This is a genomic window from Streptomyces sp. x-80 (assembly GCF_046549095.1).
GTDB classification, from domain to species: domain Bacteria; phylum Actinomycetota; class Actinomycetes; order Streptomycetales; family Streptomycetaceae; genus Streptomyces; species Streptomyces celluloflavus.
Window position 1 is genome coordinate 1 of the sequence record NZ_JAJPWM010000025.1, and the last position, 15,103, is coordinate 15,103.

Annotated in this window: 15 protein-coding genes and 1 pseudogene; 4 read left to right on the top strand and 12 right to left on the bottom strand. The window is 68.7% G+C overall.

Translation table 11 applies throughout. The annotated features are described in order from the left end of the window. Nucleotides 1-130 precede the first annotated feature (130 nt). Nucleotides 131-925 (bottom strand): SDR family oxidoreductase, encoded by a 795-nt coding sequence (locus tag ACLJWH_RS35785; RefSeq protein ID WP_411145972.1) that lies wholly within the window; start codon nucleotides 923-925, stop codon nucleotides 131-133. Between the two features lie 184 nt (nucleotides 926-1,109). Here ACLJWH_RS35785 and ACLJWH_RS35790 point away from each other — a divergent pair, with 184 nt between their 5' ends. Further along, on the top strand, nucleotides 1,110-1,994 hold the full coding sequence (locus ACLJWH_RS35790) for a helix-turn-helix transcriptional regulator (protein ID WP_411145973.1): 885 nt from the start codon (nucleotides 1,110-1,112) through the stop codon (nucleotides 1,992-1,994). 347 nt (nucleotides 1,995-2,341) lie between these two features. Here the strand turns inward: ACLJWH_RS35790 and ACLJWH_RS35795 are convergent. The 4 genes and pseudogenes from ACLJWH_RS35795 to ACLJWH_RS35810 all read right to left on the bottom strand — a co-directional run. Then, a pseudogene (locus tag ACLJWH_RS35795) lies at nucleotides 2,342-2,807 on the bottom strand (helix-turn-helix domain-containing protein); the annotation flags it as partial. Nucleotides 2,808-2,892: 85 nt separating this feature from the next. Next, complete coding sequence (locus ACLJWH_RS35800) at nucleotides 2,893-3,174, bottom strand: hypothetical protein (RefSeq protein WP_411145974.1); 282 nt, start codon at nucleotides 3,172-3,174, stop codon at nucleotides 2,893-2,895. 91 nt (nucleotides 3,175-3,265) lie between these two features. After that, the gene (locus ACLJWH_RS35805) at nucleotides 3,266-4,069 is read right to left on the bottom strand and encodes a TetR family transcriptional regulator (RefSeq protein WP_411145975.1); all 804 of its coding nucleotides are present in this window, start codon (nucleotides 4,067-4,069) and stop codon (nucleotides 3,266-3,268) included. A gap of 115 nt (nucleotides 4,070-4,184) precedes the next feature. Beyond that, complete coding sequence (locus ACLJWH_RS35810) at nucleotides 4,185-4,991, bottom strand: alpha/beta fold hydrolase (protein WP_411145976.1); 807 nt, start codon at nucleotides 4,989-4,991, stop codon at nucleotides 4,185-4,187. Nucleotides 4,992-5,094: 103 nt separating this feature from the next. Here ACLJWH_RS35810 and ACLJWH_RS35815 point away from each other — a divergent pair, with 103 nt between their 5' ends. After that, nucleotides 5,095-5,514, top strand: a complete 420-nt coding sequence (locus tag ACLJWH_RS35815) for a MerR family transcriptional regulator (RefSeq protein ID WP_411145977.1) — start codon at nucleotides 5,095-5,097, stop codon at nucleotides 5,512-5,514. Between the two features lie 137 nt (nucleotides 5,515-5,651). On the opposite strand, the gene ACLJWH_RS35820 is transcribed toward ACLJWH_RS35815, so the two are convergent. The 5 genes from ACLJWH_RS35820 to ACLJWH_RS35840 all read right to left on the bottom strand — a co-directional run bounded on the left by ACLJWH_RS35820 (nucleotide 5,652) and on the right by ACLJWH_RS35840 (nucleotide 9,782). After that, complete coding sequence (locus tag ACLJWH_RS35820) at nucleotides 5,652-6,425, bottom strand: succinate dehydrogenase iron-sulfur subunit (protein WP_411145978.1); 774 nt, start codon at nucleotides 6,423-6,425, stop codon at nucleotides 5,652-5,654. Beyond that, nucleotides 6,425-8,179, bottom strand: a complete 1,755-nt coding sequence (gene sdhA, locus ACLJWH_RS35825; protein WP_411145979.1) for a succinate dehydrogenase flavoprotein subunit — start codon at nucleotides 8,177-8,179, stop codon at nucleotides 6,425-6,427. Before sdhA ends, ACLJWH_RS35820 begins: the two co-directional genes overlap by 1 nt. Before the next feature lie 25 nt (nucleotides 8,180-8,204). After that, nucleotides 8,205-8,687 carry a succinate dehydrogenase hydrophobic membrane anchor subunit gene (locus ACLJWH_RS35830; RefSeq protein WP_052859338.1) on the bottom strand — a complete coding sequence of 161 codons (483 nt, stop codon included), beginning with the start codon at nucleotides 8,685-8,687 and terminating at the stop codon, nucleotides 8,205-8,207. 9 nt (nucleotides 8,688-8,696) lie between these two features. Further along, entirely contained in the window at nucleotides 8,697-9,077 is a 381-nt protein-coding gene (gene sdhC / locus ACLJWH_RS35835) for a succinate dehydrogenase, cytochrome b556 subunit (RefSeq protein WP_094793099.1), read from the bottom strand. A gap of 180 nt (nucleotides 9,078-9,257) precedes the next feature. Next, nucleotides 9,258-9,782 (bottom strand): 2-oxo-4-hydroxy-4-carboxy-5-ureidoimidazoline decarboxylase, encoded by a 525-nt coding sequence (locus tag ACLJWH_RS35840; RefSeq protein WP_411146037.1) that lies wholly within the window; start codon nucleotides 9,780-9,782, stop codon nucleotides 9,258-9,260. 604 nt (nucleotides 9,783-10,386) lie between these two features. On the opposite strand from ACLJWH_RS35840, the gene ACLJWH_RS35845 reads away from it, so the two are divergent. Then, on the top strand, nucleotides 10,387-12,096 hold the full coding sequence (locus tag ACLJWH_RS35845) for a beta-N-acetylhexosaminidase (protein ID WP_411145980.1): 1,710 nt from the start codon (nucleotides 10,387-10,389) through the stop codon (nucleotides 12,094-12,096). A gap of 245 nt (nucleotides 12,097-12,341) precedes the next feature. Beyond that, the gene (locus tag ACLJWH_RS35850; protein WP_411145981.1) at nucleotides 12,342-12,710 is read left to right on the top strand and encodes a hypothetical protein; all 369 of its coding nucleotides are present in this window, start codon (nucleotides 12,342-12,344) and stop codon (nucleotides 12,708-12,710) included. Between the two features lie 242 nt (nucleotides 12,711-12,952). Here the strand turns inward: ACLJWH_RS35850 and ACLJWH_RS35855 are convergent, their stop codons facing one another. Together ACLJWH_RS35855 and ACLJWH_RS35860 are read right to left on the bottom strand one after the other, a co-directional pair. Continuing rightward, on the bottom strand, nucleotides 12,953-14,014 hold the full coding sequence (locus tag ACLJWH_RS35855; RefSeq protein WP_411145982.1) for a sensor histidine kinase: 1,062 nt from the start codon (nucleotides 14,012-14,014) through the stop codon (nucleotides 12,953-12,955). Then, on the bottom strand, nucleotides 14,007-14,630 hold the full coding sequence (locus tag ACLJWH_RS35860; RefSeq protein WP_411145983.1) for a response regulator: 624 nt from the start codon (nucleotides 14,628-14,630) through the stop codon (nucleotides 14,007-14,009). The genes ACLJWH_RS35855 and ACLJWH_RS35860 overlap by 8 nt, the downstream gene beginning before the upstream one ends. Between the last annotated feature and the right edge of the window lie 473 nt (nucleotides 14,631-15,103).

Below are 15,103 nucleotides of genomic sequence, written 5' to 3' on the forward strand. Positions count from 1 at the left end.
CGGCGAGGGCACTCGTTCGCGGGACAGGCCCGGCGAACCCGCCCCGCTTCCAGCACCACCCCACTACACTCCCCAAACCCAAGCCGTTGACCAGGCAAAACATCAAAGTCCGGCTGGAGTACTAGGCGGCCTACGCGGTTGTGGCGATGCCGCCGTCGACGGGGATCACGGCGCCCGTTAGGTATGCGCCTGCCCGGCTGGCGAGGAACACGGCGACACCCGCCATGTCGTCGTCGCGACCGATCCGGCGTAGTGGGGCCGACGCCGCGATCGCCTCGCCGAACTCATCGAGGGTTGCAGCCATCATCGCCGACGGGAACGGTCCCGGCGCCACGGCGTTCACGGTGACGTGCTGCGGTCCTAGTTCCTTGGCGAGCACTCTGGTGAGTTGATGCAGTGCGGCCTTACTGCTGGAGTACGAGTAGTTGGGCCGCTGGGGGATGTGGATGGCGGCGATACTGCCGATGTTGATGATCCGCGCGGGATCGTCGGCGGTACCCGCCCTGCGAAGTGCGGGCAGCAGCGCCTGGACCAGCCAGAACGGCGACTTCAGGTTGAGGTCGACGACCGTGTCCCAGGCCGCGTCCGGGAACGTCGCCAGCGGCTCGTCCCACATGGCGCCCGCGTTGTTGACGAGGATGTCGAGACGCTCCGAGTCGGCGGTGACGAGGTCGGACAGTCGCCGACACTCGTCGTGGCGGGACAGGTCGGCGGGGATGGCCCGCACCTCACCGAATGTGGACAGCTGTTCCTGCGCCTGAGCGCACGCTTCTGCGTTGCGTGAGCTGATGACCACGCGGACGCCCGCCTGGAGAAGGCCACGCGCGATCATCATCCCGATGCCTCTGGTGCCACCGGTGACGAGCGCGCGCTTTCCGCTCAGATCGAAAAGTTCTGCATGCGTTGTGAATTGGTTGTCCACCACTTGACGCCTTTCTAGTTGGTCGTGCGGGATGACGCGTCGGGGTGTTCAGCAGGTCGATGTGAGGGGGCTCTGCCTTGCTGTGTCCCTGCCATGGAACCCGTATTCGTGCGCGGGTGGGAGTTACTGCTCTTCCGGGTAACGGCAGTACCTCCCAGCGCACCGCCGCACGACCTACGGTGGTGATGTGACCGACAGCCAGAGGCATGAGCAGGCCGACGAGGTGCGGGAGTTCCTCAGCACCCGTCGCGCCCGTATTACGCCCCAGCGGGCAGGGCTGCCCGTCTTCGGTGGCAATCGACGTGTGACCGGGTTGCGCCGGGAGGAGGTGGCACTGCTGGCCGGGATGAGCATTGACTACTACATCCGCCTTGAGCGCGGGAACTTGAGGGGCGCCTCGGACTCGGTGCTGGACTCCTTGTCCCACGCACTTCAGCTCGACGATGCCGAGCGGGCCTACCTCTACGACCTGGCCCGCGCGGCCACTGCGTCCGAGCGTCGGCCACCTACTGCGACGGGGCGGATCCGACCGGTGGTTCTGCGGGTGCTCGACGCGATGACCGACCTGCCGGCCTACATCCGCAATGGGCGGTTCGACATCCTCGCCGCCAACTCTCTCGGCCAGGCTCTGTATGCCCCGGTCTACGATTCCCCGTTGTTCGCGCAGCGTGGTCCGGTCAACACCGCGCGGTTCCTGTTCCTCGATCCTGGTTCTGCCGATTTCTGGCCCGAGCGGGAGAAGGCCGCCAACGACTCGGTCGCCTTCCTGCGCACCGAGACCGGCCGCTCGCCGCAAGACAAGGGCCTGATGGACCTGATCGGCGAGCTCTCCACAAAGAGCGACGAGTTCGCCCAGCGTTGGGCTAGGCACGACGTGAAGTTCCACTGCTCCGGCGTGAAGCAACTGCACCACCCGCTCGTCGGGGACCTGGCCCTGCCCTACGAAGCCCTCGATCTGCCCGCTGACCCCGGGCTCCGTATCACCATCTACTCGCCCGAGCCCGACTCACCCGAACGCCAGGCACTCGATCTTCTGGCCAGCTGGACCGGCTCGACCGCACTTGAGCGCTGACAATCGTCACCCCGCTAGTGCTCTGACTGCGGAGGTTCGCCGGGTTGAATGACGCGCTGCTTCGGTTATGCGGGTGGACGTGGGTCGGCGCTGGTGACGGTGCCGGTCCACCCGTCCGGTTGATCGGATTCGCACCGGAGGACCTCCAGCCGTCTGTGCGTGAGTTCTTCGGCCTTCTTGTGGCAGGCAGCCTGTGCGATACCGGGCTCGGACGAGGACGCGGGATCGTTGAGAGCGCCATCGGCGACGCCCGACGGTTGGGTGAAGCAGATCGCGTACCGCCACCAGTCGACGGATCGGTAGAGCACGAGTCGTCGGGGTCCCCATGGTGCGCCAGTACGGCTGCCGCTTGCCTGCCATGTCCGCACGGTACTGGCCCTGGGGCGAGCGAGCAGGCAACGTAACGCCTCGCGGCCGATGCAGAGGGCACGGCCGTGGACTTTCCGCAGGCAGGCGGCGAGTTTGCGGATGGGCCAGCGGGTGAAGGGCAGGCCGAGCTCGGCCGGTCGGGTGGCAGCCGTCTGGACGACGAAGTCCTCGTCGTCAGGACTGAGCAGGCGGGGACGGCCTCCCGCCCACTGAGGGCCGAGCAGGCCAGGCCGATCTCATTGAACCGGTGGATCACATCCCGGACGGTGTCTTCGTCGGCTGCACCAGCTGGGCGATCACTGGCACCCGGTTCCCACCGGCCGACGCCCGCAGAAGCATCGCGCGCCGATAGCGCACCGAACCGGTACTGCCACGGCGCACGATCTGCTGAAGCTTCAGCCCTTCCTGATCGGTCAGTCTGCGCACACGGACAGCCTCAGCCATCACACCCCCAGCGATCGGACGGACGTCGACACCGCACACCCAACCGCCCCAACCTCCAACCCGGCGAGCCCTTGCGATCAGAGCACTAGCCGCAATGGTCGTCTTCCCGGTGGCCGTAGCCGCCGTTGATGACGCCGCCCCAGTTCATGCAGGCGCCTTTTGCCCAGACCCATACCGGGCCGGCGCAGGTGGTGAAATCGCCCTCGTCCGAGATCCATGTCGATGAATCGGCGGAACGCCGTGAAAGTGCAGCCATGGGGATGGGGCCACTCGTGCCGTTGCGGATGCTGACCACGCAATTATTTCCCGAGGACTTCTGGTACGTGAGGAATACCGTCCCCTCGTTTCCGAGGGTGAGGGAATCCATGACCGTGAATCCACTGCCGCACAGGGGGGCGGGTCTGCCCGGTGTTCACGCGGGTCGCGGTCGCCCGCGCGGACCCGCTGAACTCTCGTGGCTACTTGCCCACGCCGTTCCGGACTTTCGGAATGATGAACTCTTCGACCAGTCCCACGGCGTCACGGACCAGCGGCCGGACGACCCTGAACCGGGAAAGCCGCACGGCACGCGCGACCATCGGCGCGGACTTGCGCACGAAGGCCCGGGTGCGCTCGGTGTGTGCGCTGCGGTCGAAAACCCAGTAGAGGACCACCCCCATGAGGTGGAGCCACAGCAGATCGGGGAGAAGGCCGGCCAATTCCGCATCCAGTTTCGGGCCGACCTGTGAACCTTCGAGCACGTCCTGGAAGATCTGGACCGCCGCCGCCCTGGCCGAATGGGATTCGCTGGAGAAGGGGCTCAGGGGGCTCTCCGGATCGGCCGCCGTGCTGAAGAACTGGGCCGCGAATTCGTGGTACGGCTCCGCGCAATCCACCCAGGCCAGGACAGCGACTTCAACGCGTTCCCCGAAGTCCGTAATCCCTTGCAGGCGCTCGTGGGTCACCGCGGCGTGCTCGCGCACCAACCGGTCGTAGAAGCCGGTGATCAAGGAGGCTTTCGAGTCGAAGTAGTAGTAGGCATTGCCCACCGAGACGCCGGCCTCTTTGGCGATGGCCCGCATGGTCGTCTTCTCGTAGCCGCGCTCCTGGAAGAGCCGCATGGCCGTTTCGAGAATCAGGGCACGGGTCTGCTCGCTCTTGGAACGCGTCCCGCCCGTACCGCCCGCACTGTCTGTGCCGCCCGCACTGCCCGTGCCATCCGCCGTACCGGCCGGACCCGCCGCTCCCGCCGTCTTTCCGCTGCTCCTCGTCGCGTCGTCCACAGCCGTGAGCCTAACCGGGGCCCGGCCGGGCGCACGGTCCGGGAAACCGGGGAAAGGGGCGGGCCGGCCCCCGGACCCGCCCGCCCCTGTCTCCCCTCTCCGCGCCCTACAGCTGCTACAGCCCGTGCCCGGCCAGGAACTTCTCGATCAGGGCGTGCCACTCCGCCGGCCGTTCGACCATCGGGACGTGACCGGTGGCGATCTCGGAGTACTCGGCGTTCGGGATGTGTTCGGCCAGGTAGCGGGAGTGGGACGGGTGGAGGAGGGCGTCCAGAGTGGTGGCGATGACGAGGGTCGGTACCGAGATGCCCGGCAGGTCGGCGGTGGTGTCCACGGTCCGTACGAGTGCGGTCTGCTCGGCCGAACCGGGCGGCGGGCTGTCCGGGTCCGGGTCCAGTACGGCCGCCAGCGCGGTGGGCGACAGGCCGTTCAGATGCCCGGCGGACAGCCCGCTGAGCGCCCGTGCCTGGGCGAAGCCCGCGTAGTCCGCGCGTGCCAGAAGGCGCAGCCACAGGTCGAGCCAGATCTCCGCACGCTGGTCGGGGCGGGCGAGCCCCGCGGTGAGTATGAGTCCGTGTACCCGCTCGGGATGGCGCGCGGCGATCCGTACGGACACCGCCGTGCCCAGCGAGAAGCCGATCAGGGTGAAGGTCTCCAGCCCGCCCCGGACCGCCTCGGCGACCAGTGCGTCGGCCAGGCCGTCCAGCGTCAGCGGGTCCGCGGCGCGCGGGGTCCGGCCCGAGCCCGGATAGTCGGGTGCCACCACGCGGTGACCGGAGGCCGCGAGGGCGGGGATGAGCTCGGCGTAGTTGCCCTCGATGCTGCCGGTCGCGCCGTGCGCCAGCAGGATGCCGGGACCGGTGGCCGGGCCGGTGACGGTGGTGGAAAGGGGCGGCAGGGAAGCCGCGGGAATCTGTGCCATGGGGGAGAGGTTGCACCTTCACATCGGCGTGAAGGTCAAGTCGGGCGGGATGGCGGCGAAGGGGAGTGCCGGTTAGGGGATCTGCCGCTGGAGGGGAGTGCCGGTGAGTGGTGGCATGGGTGAGCGGATGCGGATCGGTGAGCTGTCCCGGCGCACCGGCGTCAGCGCCCGCGCGTTGCGTTACTACGAGGAACGGGGGCTGCTCCGCGTCCGGCGCGACGCCAACGGCTACCGGCGCTACGACGCCGAGTCGGCCGAGACCGTCGCCCGTATCCGCGACCTGCTCGCCACCGGGCTCGGCACCGACGACATCCGTGCCCTGCTGCCCTGCGCCCAGGGCGGCCCCGGGCTGGTCCCGTGCGCGCTCTCCCGCGGGATCATGGAGCGGAAGCTGGCCCAACTGGACGGGGAGATGGCGGAGTTGGCGCGGCGGCGGGCCGCGCTGGAGGCGTACGCGCAGACCATGCGGGACCGCCGTACCCAGGACGAGGCCCTCGCGGCGAGCTCCCTGCGGTCCGCCTGATCTCCGTCCGCCTGATCCCCGTCCGCCCGGCCACCGTCCACCCACCCCGCCGGGCCAAGCCGAAGGGCCCCGCCTCCGTGACGCACAGCGTGCGCGAAACGGAAGCGGGGCCCTCGGGAGCAGGCCGGACCGGCGGGTCAGAAGCGGCGCGTGATCAGCGCCCGCTTGACCTCCTGGATCGCCTTCGTGACCTCGATACCGCGCGGGCAGGCGTCCGTGCAGTTGAAGGTCGTACGGCAGCGCCAGACGCCGTCCTTGTCGTTGAGGATTTCGAGCCGCTGCTCGCCGCCCTCGTCACGGCTGTCGAAGATGAAGCGGTGCGCGTTGACGATCGCGGCCGGGCCGAAGTACTGGCCGTCGTTCCAGAACACCGGGCAGGACGACGTGCACGCGGCGCACAGGATGCACTTGGTGGTGTCGTCGAACCGCTCGCGGTCCTCGGCGCTCTGCCGGCGCTCGCGCGTCGGCTCGTTGCCGTTGGTGATCAGGAACGGCATCACATCGCGGTACGCCTGGAAGAACGGCTCCATGTCCACGACCAGGTCCTTGAGGACCGTCAGGCCCTTGATGGCCTCGACCGTGATCGGCTTCTGCGGGTTGATGTCCTTGATCAGCGTCTTGCACGCCAGACGGTTCTTACCGTTGATGCGCATGGCGTCGGAGCCGCAGATGCCGTGGGCGCAGGACCGCCGGAACGTCAGCGTGCCGTCCTGGTCCCACTTGATCTTGTGGAGGGCGTCCAGGACGCGCTCCTTCGGGTCGATCTCCAGCTCGAAGTCCTGCCAGCTGGCGTCCTCCGAGACCTCCGGGTTGAACCGGCGGATCCGGAAGGTGACCTTGATCAGGTGCGCAGCGCCGTTCTCGGCGGCATCCAGCGCCGCGGAGTGCTTGTCAAGCGTCGGGGTGCTCATCAGTACTTACGCTCCATCGGCTGGTAGCGGGTCTGCACGACCGGCTTGTAGTCGAGGCGGATCGACTCCGAGCCGTCTGCGCCCACCTCGCGGTACGCCATGGTGTGCCGCATGAAGTTGACGTCGTCGCGGTTGGGGTAGTCCTCGCGGTAGTGACCGCCGCGGGACTCCTTGCGGGCGAGCGCGGACACGGCCATGACCTCGGCCAGGTCGAGCAGGTTGCCCAGCTCGATGGCCTCCAGCAGGTCGGTGTTGAACCGCTTGCCCTTGTCCTGGATGGACACGTTCCGGTAGCGCTCGCGCAGCTCGGCGATCTTCTCGACGGCCGTCTTGATGGTCTGCTCGGTGCGGAACACCATGACGTTGGCGTCCATGCACTCCTGGAGCTCGGTGCGCAGCGTCGCGACCCGCTCGGTGCCGGCGGACGTACGCAGCCGCTCGACCTGGTCGACGACCTGGCGCGCCGGGTCCTCGGGCAGCTCGACGTACTCGGCGTCCGCGGAGTACTCGGCGGCGGCGATACCGGCCCGGCGCCCGAAGACGTTGATGTCCAGCAGCGAGTTGGTGCCCAGCCGGTTGGCGCCGTGCACGGAGACACACGCGACCTCGCCGGCGGCGTACAGGCCCGGCACGACGGTGGTGTTGTCGGCCAGCACCTCACCCTCGACATTGGTCGGGATGCCGCCCATGGCGTAGTGCGCGGTCGGCTGGATCGGGATCGGGTCCGTGTAGGGCTCGATACCGAGGTAGGTGCGCGCGAACTCGGTGATGTCCGGGAGCTTGGCGTCCAGTTGCTCCGGCGGCAGGTGGGTCAGGTCCAGGTAGACGTGGTCGCCGTCCGGGCCGCAGCCGCGGCCTTCGCGGATCTCCGTGTAGATGGAGCGGGAGACGACGTCACGCGAGGCCAGGTCCTTCATGACGGGCGCGTACTTCTCCATGAAGCGCTCGCCGTCCTTGTTGCGAAGGATGCCGCCCTCGCCGCGCGCGCCCTCGGTCAGGAGGATGCCCATCCGCCAGATACCGGTCGGGTGGAACTGGAAGAACTCCATGTCCTCCAGCGGCAGACCGCGGCGGTACGCGGCCGCCTGGCCGTCACCGGTCAGGGTGTGCGCGTTGGAGGTCACCTTGAAGAACTTGCCGGTGCCGCCGGAGGCGAAGATGATCGCCTTCGCCTGGAAGACGTGGATCTCGCCGGTCGCCAGCTCGTACGCGACGACGCCGGCCGACTTCTTGACCCCGTCGACGTCCTGCATCAGCAGGTCCAGGACGTAGAACTCGTTGAAGAACTCCACGCCCTCCTTGACGCAGTTCTGGTACAGCGTCTGAAGGATCATGTGGCCGGTGCGGTCCGAGGCGTAGCAGGACCGGCGGACCGGGGCCTCACCGTGGTTGCGCGAGTGGCCGCCGAAGCGGCGCTGGTCGATGGTGCCGTCCGGGGTGCGGTTGAACGGCAGGCCCATCTTCTCCAGGTCCAGGACCGAGTCGATGGCCTCCTTCGCGAGGATCTCGGCGGCGTCCTGGTCGACCAGGTAGTCGCCACCCTTGATCGTGTCGAAGGTGTGCCACTCCCAGTTGTCCTCCTCGACGTTCGCGAGGGCGGCGGCCATGCCGCCCTGCGCTGCGCCGGTGTGGGAGCGGGTCGGGTAGAGCTTCGTCAGGACCGCGGTGCGGCTGCGCTTCGTCGACTCGATGGCCGCGCGCATGCCCGCGCCGCCGGCGCCGACGATGACGGTGTCGTACTTATGGATCTTCATGGGTGGATACCTCAGCCCCGGGGCCTTATTGGATGTTCGGGTCGAAGGTGAAGATCACCAGCGTGCCCAGAAGGACGGTGAACACCGTGGCGGTGTACAGCAGCATCTTCAGCCAGAAGCGGGTGTTGTCCCGCTGCGCGTAGTCGTTGATGACGGTGCGCAGACCGTTGGCGCCGTGCAGCATGGCGAGCCACAGCATGCACAGGTCCCAGACCTGCCAGAACGGCGAGGCCCAGCGGCCGGCCACGAACGCGAAGCCGATCTTGGAGACGCCGCCGTCCAGCACCAGCTGGATCAGCAGGTGGCCCAGGACCAGGACGACCAGCACGATGCCGGACAGCCGCATGAACAGCCAGCCGTACATCTCGAAGTTGGTACGCGTCGACTTCGGCGTCTTCGTGGTGCGCTTGCGCGGCGGCTCGATCACCGGGGCGGGGTGGTCGACATCGTAGAGGGGGACGTTGTCCATCTCGGTGGCACCTGCGGGGGAGTGGGTTTCAGCAGACATCTCGCGTCATCAGCTCCCGAACAGCGTGCGCAGGGTGTGCTGCAACACGGGGTAGAAAGCACCGGCCATCAGCACGACCCAGATACCGACCACGGTCCAGAGCAGCTGCTTTTGGTACTTGGGGCCCTTCGACCAGAAGTCCACGGCGATGACGCGGAGGCCATTGAGCGCGTGGAAGAGGATGGCGGCCACCAGGCCGTACTCCATCACGTTGACGAGGGGCGTCTTGTATGTCGCCACGACGTTGTCGTAAGCCTCGGGCGAGACTCGGACAAGAGCGGTGTCGAGGACGTGTACGAACAGGAAGAAGAAAATGAGGACGCCAGTGACTCGATGAGCCACCCAGGACCACATGCCTTCCCGGCCGCGGTACAGCGTTCCAGCCGGCACGGAAAAACCCTCCGGGAGCGGGGATTGGAGCCAGCCGGCTTCACTGTCGGTTTGGCCCGGCCGGGTACGGTCCACCGGCCCTGGACATCGTAGCGACGTGTTGTCGGTTCCTATCGCCGGGGTCCGCAGGTGTGATCAAACAGGCACCAACGGGCTATCACCCGCGTACGAAGTGGGCCTTTACCGGCGGGAGGCCGCGAGCCGGGCCAGCCGTCCGCGGGCGAGTCTGCGCAGCTCATCCGCGGTGCGGGCCCGCTCCTCGTCCGGTTCGTTGCCGAGCCGGGTGCGGATGGCGGTCAGCACCGCGTCCAGCAGCTCGTCCTCGGGGTAGCCGTCCAGGCAGATCACGAAGACATGACGGAAGCGTCGCTCGTACTCGGCGTGCGCGGCGCGTAGCGCGGTGTGCGCGGCGAGTGTGCCCCGGCCGCGCGCGCCGACCAGCGGGTGCGGTGAGACGGACTCCTCGGCGAACGCCTCGTCCAGATCGGCCGGTGTCATGTCGTAACAGGCTTCGTCGGAGGCGGCGAGCAGGGACTCCAGATCGGGGTACGGGCGGTACGCGGCCATCCGGGCGGCCCAGCGGCGGCTGCCGCAGCAGGTCAGCAGCGCGGCCTCGGCGTCATCCGGCGCGGCGGTGTTGAAACGGCCCAGCCCCGCGCCGGCCGACGGGCTCGGCGGCAGCGTGACGCGGGGCCGCGGCGGTATGCCGTAACGGGGCGCGAGCGAAGGATGCAGCGTCGTCGGCCGGGCGGCCGGGGTGTCACCGGACAGCGTGGGCTCCTCGGACGGGACGGATGCGGGGCGGGCGAGGGGAGGAGGGGGGAGAGGGCGGGGCGGACCTGGAGCGGACCTGGAGCGGACCTTGAGCGGATCTGGAGCGGACCTGGAGTGGATCTGGAATGACTTCGGGGTGGCTTGTAGTGGTCTGGTCTGTTCTGGAGTCGTTTGGCGTGGTGTAGGGGATGCGAGTGATCTGAACGGGTCTGTTCGGCGGGTGCGGGTCGGATGTCTGACGGAAGCTGGACGGGAGTGGACGGTGCCGGGCGCCCGCGGAAGCGGCGGGGCGTGGTGCGGCCGCCGCCGGAGCGGGAGCTGTGCGCGGCATCCGGCCGGAATTCCGGCCGAAATCCCGCGATGCGGGAGCCCTGGGAAGGGAGTGACGGATCGAGACGCCAAAGTAACGATGGTTGTCGGCCATTGTCTGAGGGATACGCGAATTTCACCCGGATGAGAGAGCTGCCGCGTACCCGGTGGACGGCCGGCCCGGGTATCCGGCAGTGTCCACGCCCCGAAAAGTGAGGATTGCACGATGTCGAATCCGATGCGGCGGACGGGTTCCGTACGGTCACCACGGCCGTCCGGGCCCGCGCGCCCGCCGCGGCGCGCCCCCGCGGCCTGGGCCGCGCTGGCGGTCCCCGCGCTCGCCTCGGCGCTGGCGCTGACCGGCTGCTCCGGCGCCGCGGACACCGAGCCGCCCGGCAGCACCGGCGCCGCGGCGAGCCCGTCCGCCGCCCCGACGCCCACCTGGGCGGCGGTGACCGGCGCGCCGCGCACCATCCCGGCCGTCCGTGACTTCCGGGCGGCCGACGGGCGCGGCTGGCGGCCCACCAAGGGGGCCCGGGTGGTGGTGCCGGCCGGTGAGCGGAGCAGCGTCGCCGACGACGCCCGGCTGCTCGCCGGCGATCTGGGCGGGCTCCCGGTGGTCTGGGGCGACCAGACCGTACGGCCCGGGGACGTCGAGGTGAAGCTCACCGGCAAGGAGGGCGCGGACAACGCGCCCGTCCGCGACACCGCCGACGAGGCGTACACCCTCACCGCCCGCGACAGCCGCCTCACCCTCGCGGCCCCCACCGACGCCGGCATCTTCAACGCCACCCGCACCGTCAAGCAGGCCGTCCGTACCGGGGGCGGGCTGCCCGAGGGCACCATCGAGGACCGGCCGGACCGTCCGCAGCGCGGTCTGCTGCTGGACAACGCCCGCAAGCCGTTCAGCGCGGCGTGGATCGAGGCCCGCATCCGGGAGATCGCCGATCTCAAGCTCAACCAGTTCCAGCTGCACTTCTCCGACGACCAGGGCTTCCGCATCGAGAGCTCCTCGCACCCCGAGATCGTCTCCGCGGACCACCTCACCAAGGACCAGGTCCGCCATCTGGTGCAGCTCGCCCGCAGCCTGCACGTCACCGTCATCCCGGAACTCGACTCGCCCGGCCACCTGGGCGCCGTACTCGCCAAGCACCCCGACCTTCAGCTGCGCAACGCCCAGGGGAAGGTGGTGCGCGGCGCGATCGACATCGCGAACCCGAAGTCCGCGGCGCTCGTCGACGACCTGCTGCGCGAGTACGCCGAGCTGTTCACCGTCCCCAAGGGTGCCGACGGGTACTGGCATCTGGGCGGTGACGAGTACCAGGCGCTGACCGTCAGCGACCCGGCGGCGTCGTTCCCGGGTCTCGCGAAGGCCGCACAGCAGAAGTACGGGACGGGCGCCACCATCAAGGACCTGGCGACCGGCTGGCTCAACGACCGGCAGCAGACCGTGCGGGCGGCGGGCCGGAACCGCGTCGAGGCGTGGAACGACGGGTTCTTCCGCGACGGGAAGGTGGCCGCCGACAAGGACCGTACGGTCGCCTACTGGACGGGTAAGGAGATCGGGGCGCGCGACCCGGCGGAGTTCCTGCGCGAGGGCCGCACCGTCATGAACCTCAACGACGAGTACCTCTACTACGTGCTCGGCGAGCCGAACAACTTCATCTATCCGACCGGCGAGCGCATCTACCGCGAGTGGACCCCGCAGGTACTGCGCGGCACCAAGCCGGTGGCCGTCGGCGCGGACCAGACCGGGCCCGACCGGATCCCCGGCGCCCGGTTCGCGGTCTGGAACGACCTGGCCGGAGCACAGACGCCGGACCAGATCGCCCACGGAATCCAGCTGCCGCTGCGGGCGCTCGTACAGAAGCTGTGGGACCCCCGGAAACCGGCACTGTCCTGGCCGGACTTCAAGACACTGGCCGGACAGATCTGAGCCGGGGGGCGGGGGGCGGCCGGGGGTGCCATCCCTGGCCCGACCGATTCATCAAGCAAGTGCCCTCTGAGCGATAGAAGCGAACTAAATGGGCGCACAGGCTGACGCCGCCGGAGGCGCAAATTCATGTCTATGGCGTATAGCACCCATAAGGGGTCGTCTGCATAGACGACTTACCGGTACTAGACATACCTGAACGCCCACTTACAGCGCGATTCCGGCGTCTGATGCCTATTACCGCTGCTGTGCCGTTCCTCGTGGGGTGCGGGGCCCTGGAGCCGACGCCGAAACCGGATCCCCTGGAGGTGACAGCGGAAGTACTCGGGGCCTTCACGGACGGGCCGACGGCCGAGAAGGACACGAGGTACATCAAGAAGGTTGAGAAGGTGGACAGGCACGAGGTTGATGTGACGCTGAGCGGCAGTCTGCCGGACGGACGGGTTCGCCACCCGGGGGATGACTGGGCGCACTGCATAGCGGGCCTGGTCATGAACGCGGCGGACGAGAAGTGGGGTCCCTGTCATCACTCGGCGGCGGTGGGCACGGAGCGGGGTACGGCTACGGGAACTGCGCACACCCCCCCCATGGGCTACAAAGACCCGCACCTGGGCTGAGGGGCGACGACACCCCGCAGGCCAGCGTCAGCCCCGGTCGGGAGTCGCCTGACCGGGGCCGAGTGCTATCGCCTCAGAGCTCTACTTGTTCGCCCTCGACAGACGTGAACAGGGCATCGGTGCGGTTCGGCAAGCCGGCGGCGCGGGAGACGGCAGACGGCAGACGGCCTCGTAGTGCGGCCGCCGTCACTCTCAGCCGGCCAAGGCAACCAGCCCGGACTCCAGCGTCACCTTTCCAGCCGCTACCCAGGCGTTCGGCCGTCGACGTGGGCCGGGCGGCCTCGCCGCACCGGCAGCAGGGCCCGCACCACGGTGCCTTCCCCCGCACCCGCCGAGGACACGGAGAACGTGCCGCCGTACGCCTCGCAGCGCCACCGCATGCCCTGGATCCCGTACCCCTGCTCGTCCGTACGCGAGTTCTGCGGCAAGCCGCACCCGTCGTCGATGACGGAGAGACTGACACGGTCATAGCGGTAGACCAGGAAGACGCGCACATGCAGGGCGTCGGCGTGCTTGACCACATTGGTGAGCGCCTCCTGGGCGACGCGGTATGCGGCGAAGCTCGTCCCGTCGTCCGCTTCCGGCTCGTGCAGCGGGTCGCCCTGCACGTCCACGTCCACCATCAGACCGTTCTCGGCGGCCACCCGCCCGGCGAGGGAACGTACCGTCTCGGTCAGGCCCAGCCTGCGCAGAGCCACCGGGTGCAGGGTGGCGATGATGCTGCGCAGCACCAACGCCTGTTCGTCCAACCGCCCGACGGCCTCCTCCGCCACCACGCGCAGCGCCTCGGGATCCCCTTCGGTACGTGCGGCGTCGAGCTGTCTCCGTGTCAGCGCCAGGAGTTGGAGGACCTCGTCGTGCAACTCCCCCGCGATCAGCGCCGCGTAGTGTTCCTGTCGGCCGATCAGCGCCCGCGCCCGGCCCTGGCCAAGCAGCACCTTGGCGTCGGGCCAGGCCGGCACCGCGTACACAGCAGCCGCCAGCAGAAAGCCCAGCGCCGCGTACTGCGCCCCCTCGGCCAGCAGCCAACTCGCGGCCAGGGCCGTGAACCCACAGGCCACCAGCGCCAGCAGACAGCGGACCTTCGGCGCCTGCCGGACCATGAGCGCCAGTGCCCCTGTGGCAGCGACCACGGTCAGCGCCGCCACAGGGCGTACGGGCAAGGGTTCCTGGGAGAAGAAGTCGGCCGCGTACGCCACGGCGCCGAGCAGGATCAAGGCCAGGCAGAGGTCTCGTGCGAAGCCGAACACCTGCGGCCCGCGGGCCGGCCACCGGCTGTTCTCGCCCCCGTGCCCCCTAGACACGGGCCGATCCGTGGTGCTGCGCGTACGCGACGAGGTCCGCCCTGGTGACCAGCCCCAGCCGGTTGCGAAGCGCCGCCCGGGTACTCTCCACCGTGCGTACGCTCACCGTCAGCCTTGCCGCCACCTCGCGGTTGGTGTGCCCGTTCGCCAGCAGGTCCAGCACCTGCCGCTCCCGGGGAGTCAGCTCCGTCCCCGGCTCGGGCCCGCCAGCCAGCCCGGCCCCGAGCCGGGGCTGTACGTACTTCCCGCCCGCCACCACATTGCGTGCCGCCAGGACGAGTTCGGGCACCGACGTGTTCTTCAGCAGATAGCCGGACGCGCCCGCCGCCAGGGCTCCCCTGACCAGCGCGGGGTCCTCATGCATGCTGTGCACCAGAATTCCCATGCCGGGCGCGGCTGACAGCAGTTCCGGGATGACCGACAGCACCGGCCCGGAATCCAGCACCATATCCAGCACCAGCAGATCGGGCCGCCGCTCAGTGACGACACCGACCGCCTCACGTGCGGTGGCCGCCTCGCCCACCACGGCGAAACCCGCTGGCTCCAGGAGCGCCCTGGTCCCGGCCCGCACCGTGAGATGGTCGTCGACCAGAACGACACGCACGGGTTCGGACATCGGTAGTTCCTAACTCACCCCGGCGGCAACGGACGTGCGATCACCCTCCGTCACGCGAATCCGCTTGTCAACTGCACGGCCCGTATTCGGGCCGCTGTCTTCCGAATTCCTCCCTTGCGGGAAACCCGCAGCCATCCTGCGGGTTTGTACGGGTGCTTTGCCCTGGATTTGCCAGAGACGATCAACTCACCGACTCCCAAGCGAATTGGCACGAGAACGAGGCAGCCATGCTCAAGCTCCCCATTTTCTGGCTCCCGGGCATTCTGACGGTCTTCATCGCGCTCTAGACCCTGGGCTCCCGATCTTACGAATGACCCGGATCACCCCACGAAGAAAGGTGTGGACCGACCATGACCTTCAGCCTCTTCAACACCACCCTGACCCTGTTCAGCACGGCGTTCAAATGGAGCATCTGGGGCTGACCCCGGAGCACCCGAGCGAAAACTGCCGATCGGAGAAAGGAGTCACGACGT

What these genes read in the sequence shown, in the direction of transcription:
- ACLJWH_RS35830 (WP_052859338.1), bottom strand. Translation starts at nt 8,687, where the DNA reads ATGTCTGCTGAAACCCACTCCCCCGCAGGTGCCACCGAGATGGACAAC.
- ACLJWH_RS35860 (WP_411145983.1), bottom strand. Translation starts at nt 14,630, where the DNA reads ATGTCCGAACCCGTGCGTGTCGTTCTGGTCGACGACCATCTCACGGTG.
- sdhA (WP_411145979.1), bottom strand. Translation starts at nt 8,179, where the DNA reads ATGAAGATCCATAAGTACGACACCGTCATCGTCGGCGCCGGCGGCGCG.
- ACLJWH_RS35820 (WP_411145978.1), bottom strand. Translation starts at nt 6,425, where the DNA reads ATGAGCACCCCGACGCTTGACAAGCACTCCGCGGCGCTGGATGCCGCC.
- ACLJWH_RS35845 (WP_411145980.1), top strand. Translation starts at nt 10,387, where the DNA reads ATGTCGAATCCGATGCGGCGGACGGGTTCCGTACGGTCACCACGGCCG.
- ACLJWH_RS35810 (WP_411145976.1), bottom strand. Translation starts at nt 4,991, where the DNA reads ATGGCACAGATTCCCGCGGCTTCCCTGCCGCCCCTTTCCACCACCGTC.
- ACLJWH_RS35800 (WP_411145974.1), bottom strand. Translation starts at nt 3,174, where the DNA reads ATGGATTCCCTCACCCTCGGAAACGAGGGGACGGTATTCCTCACGTAC.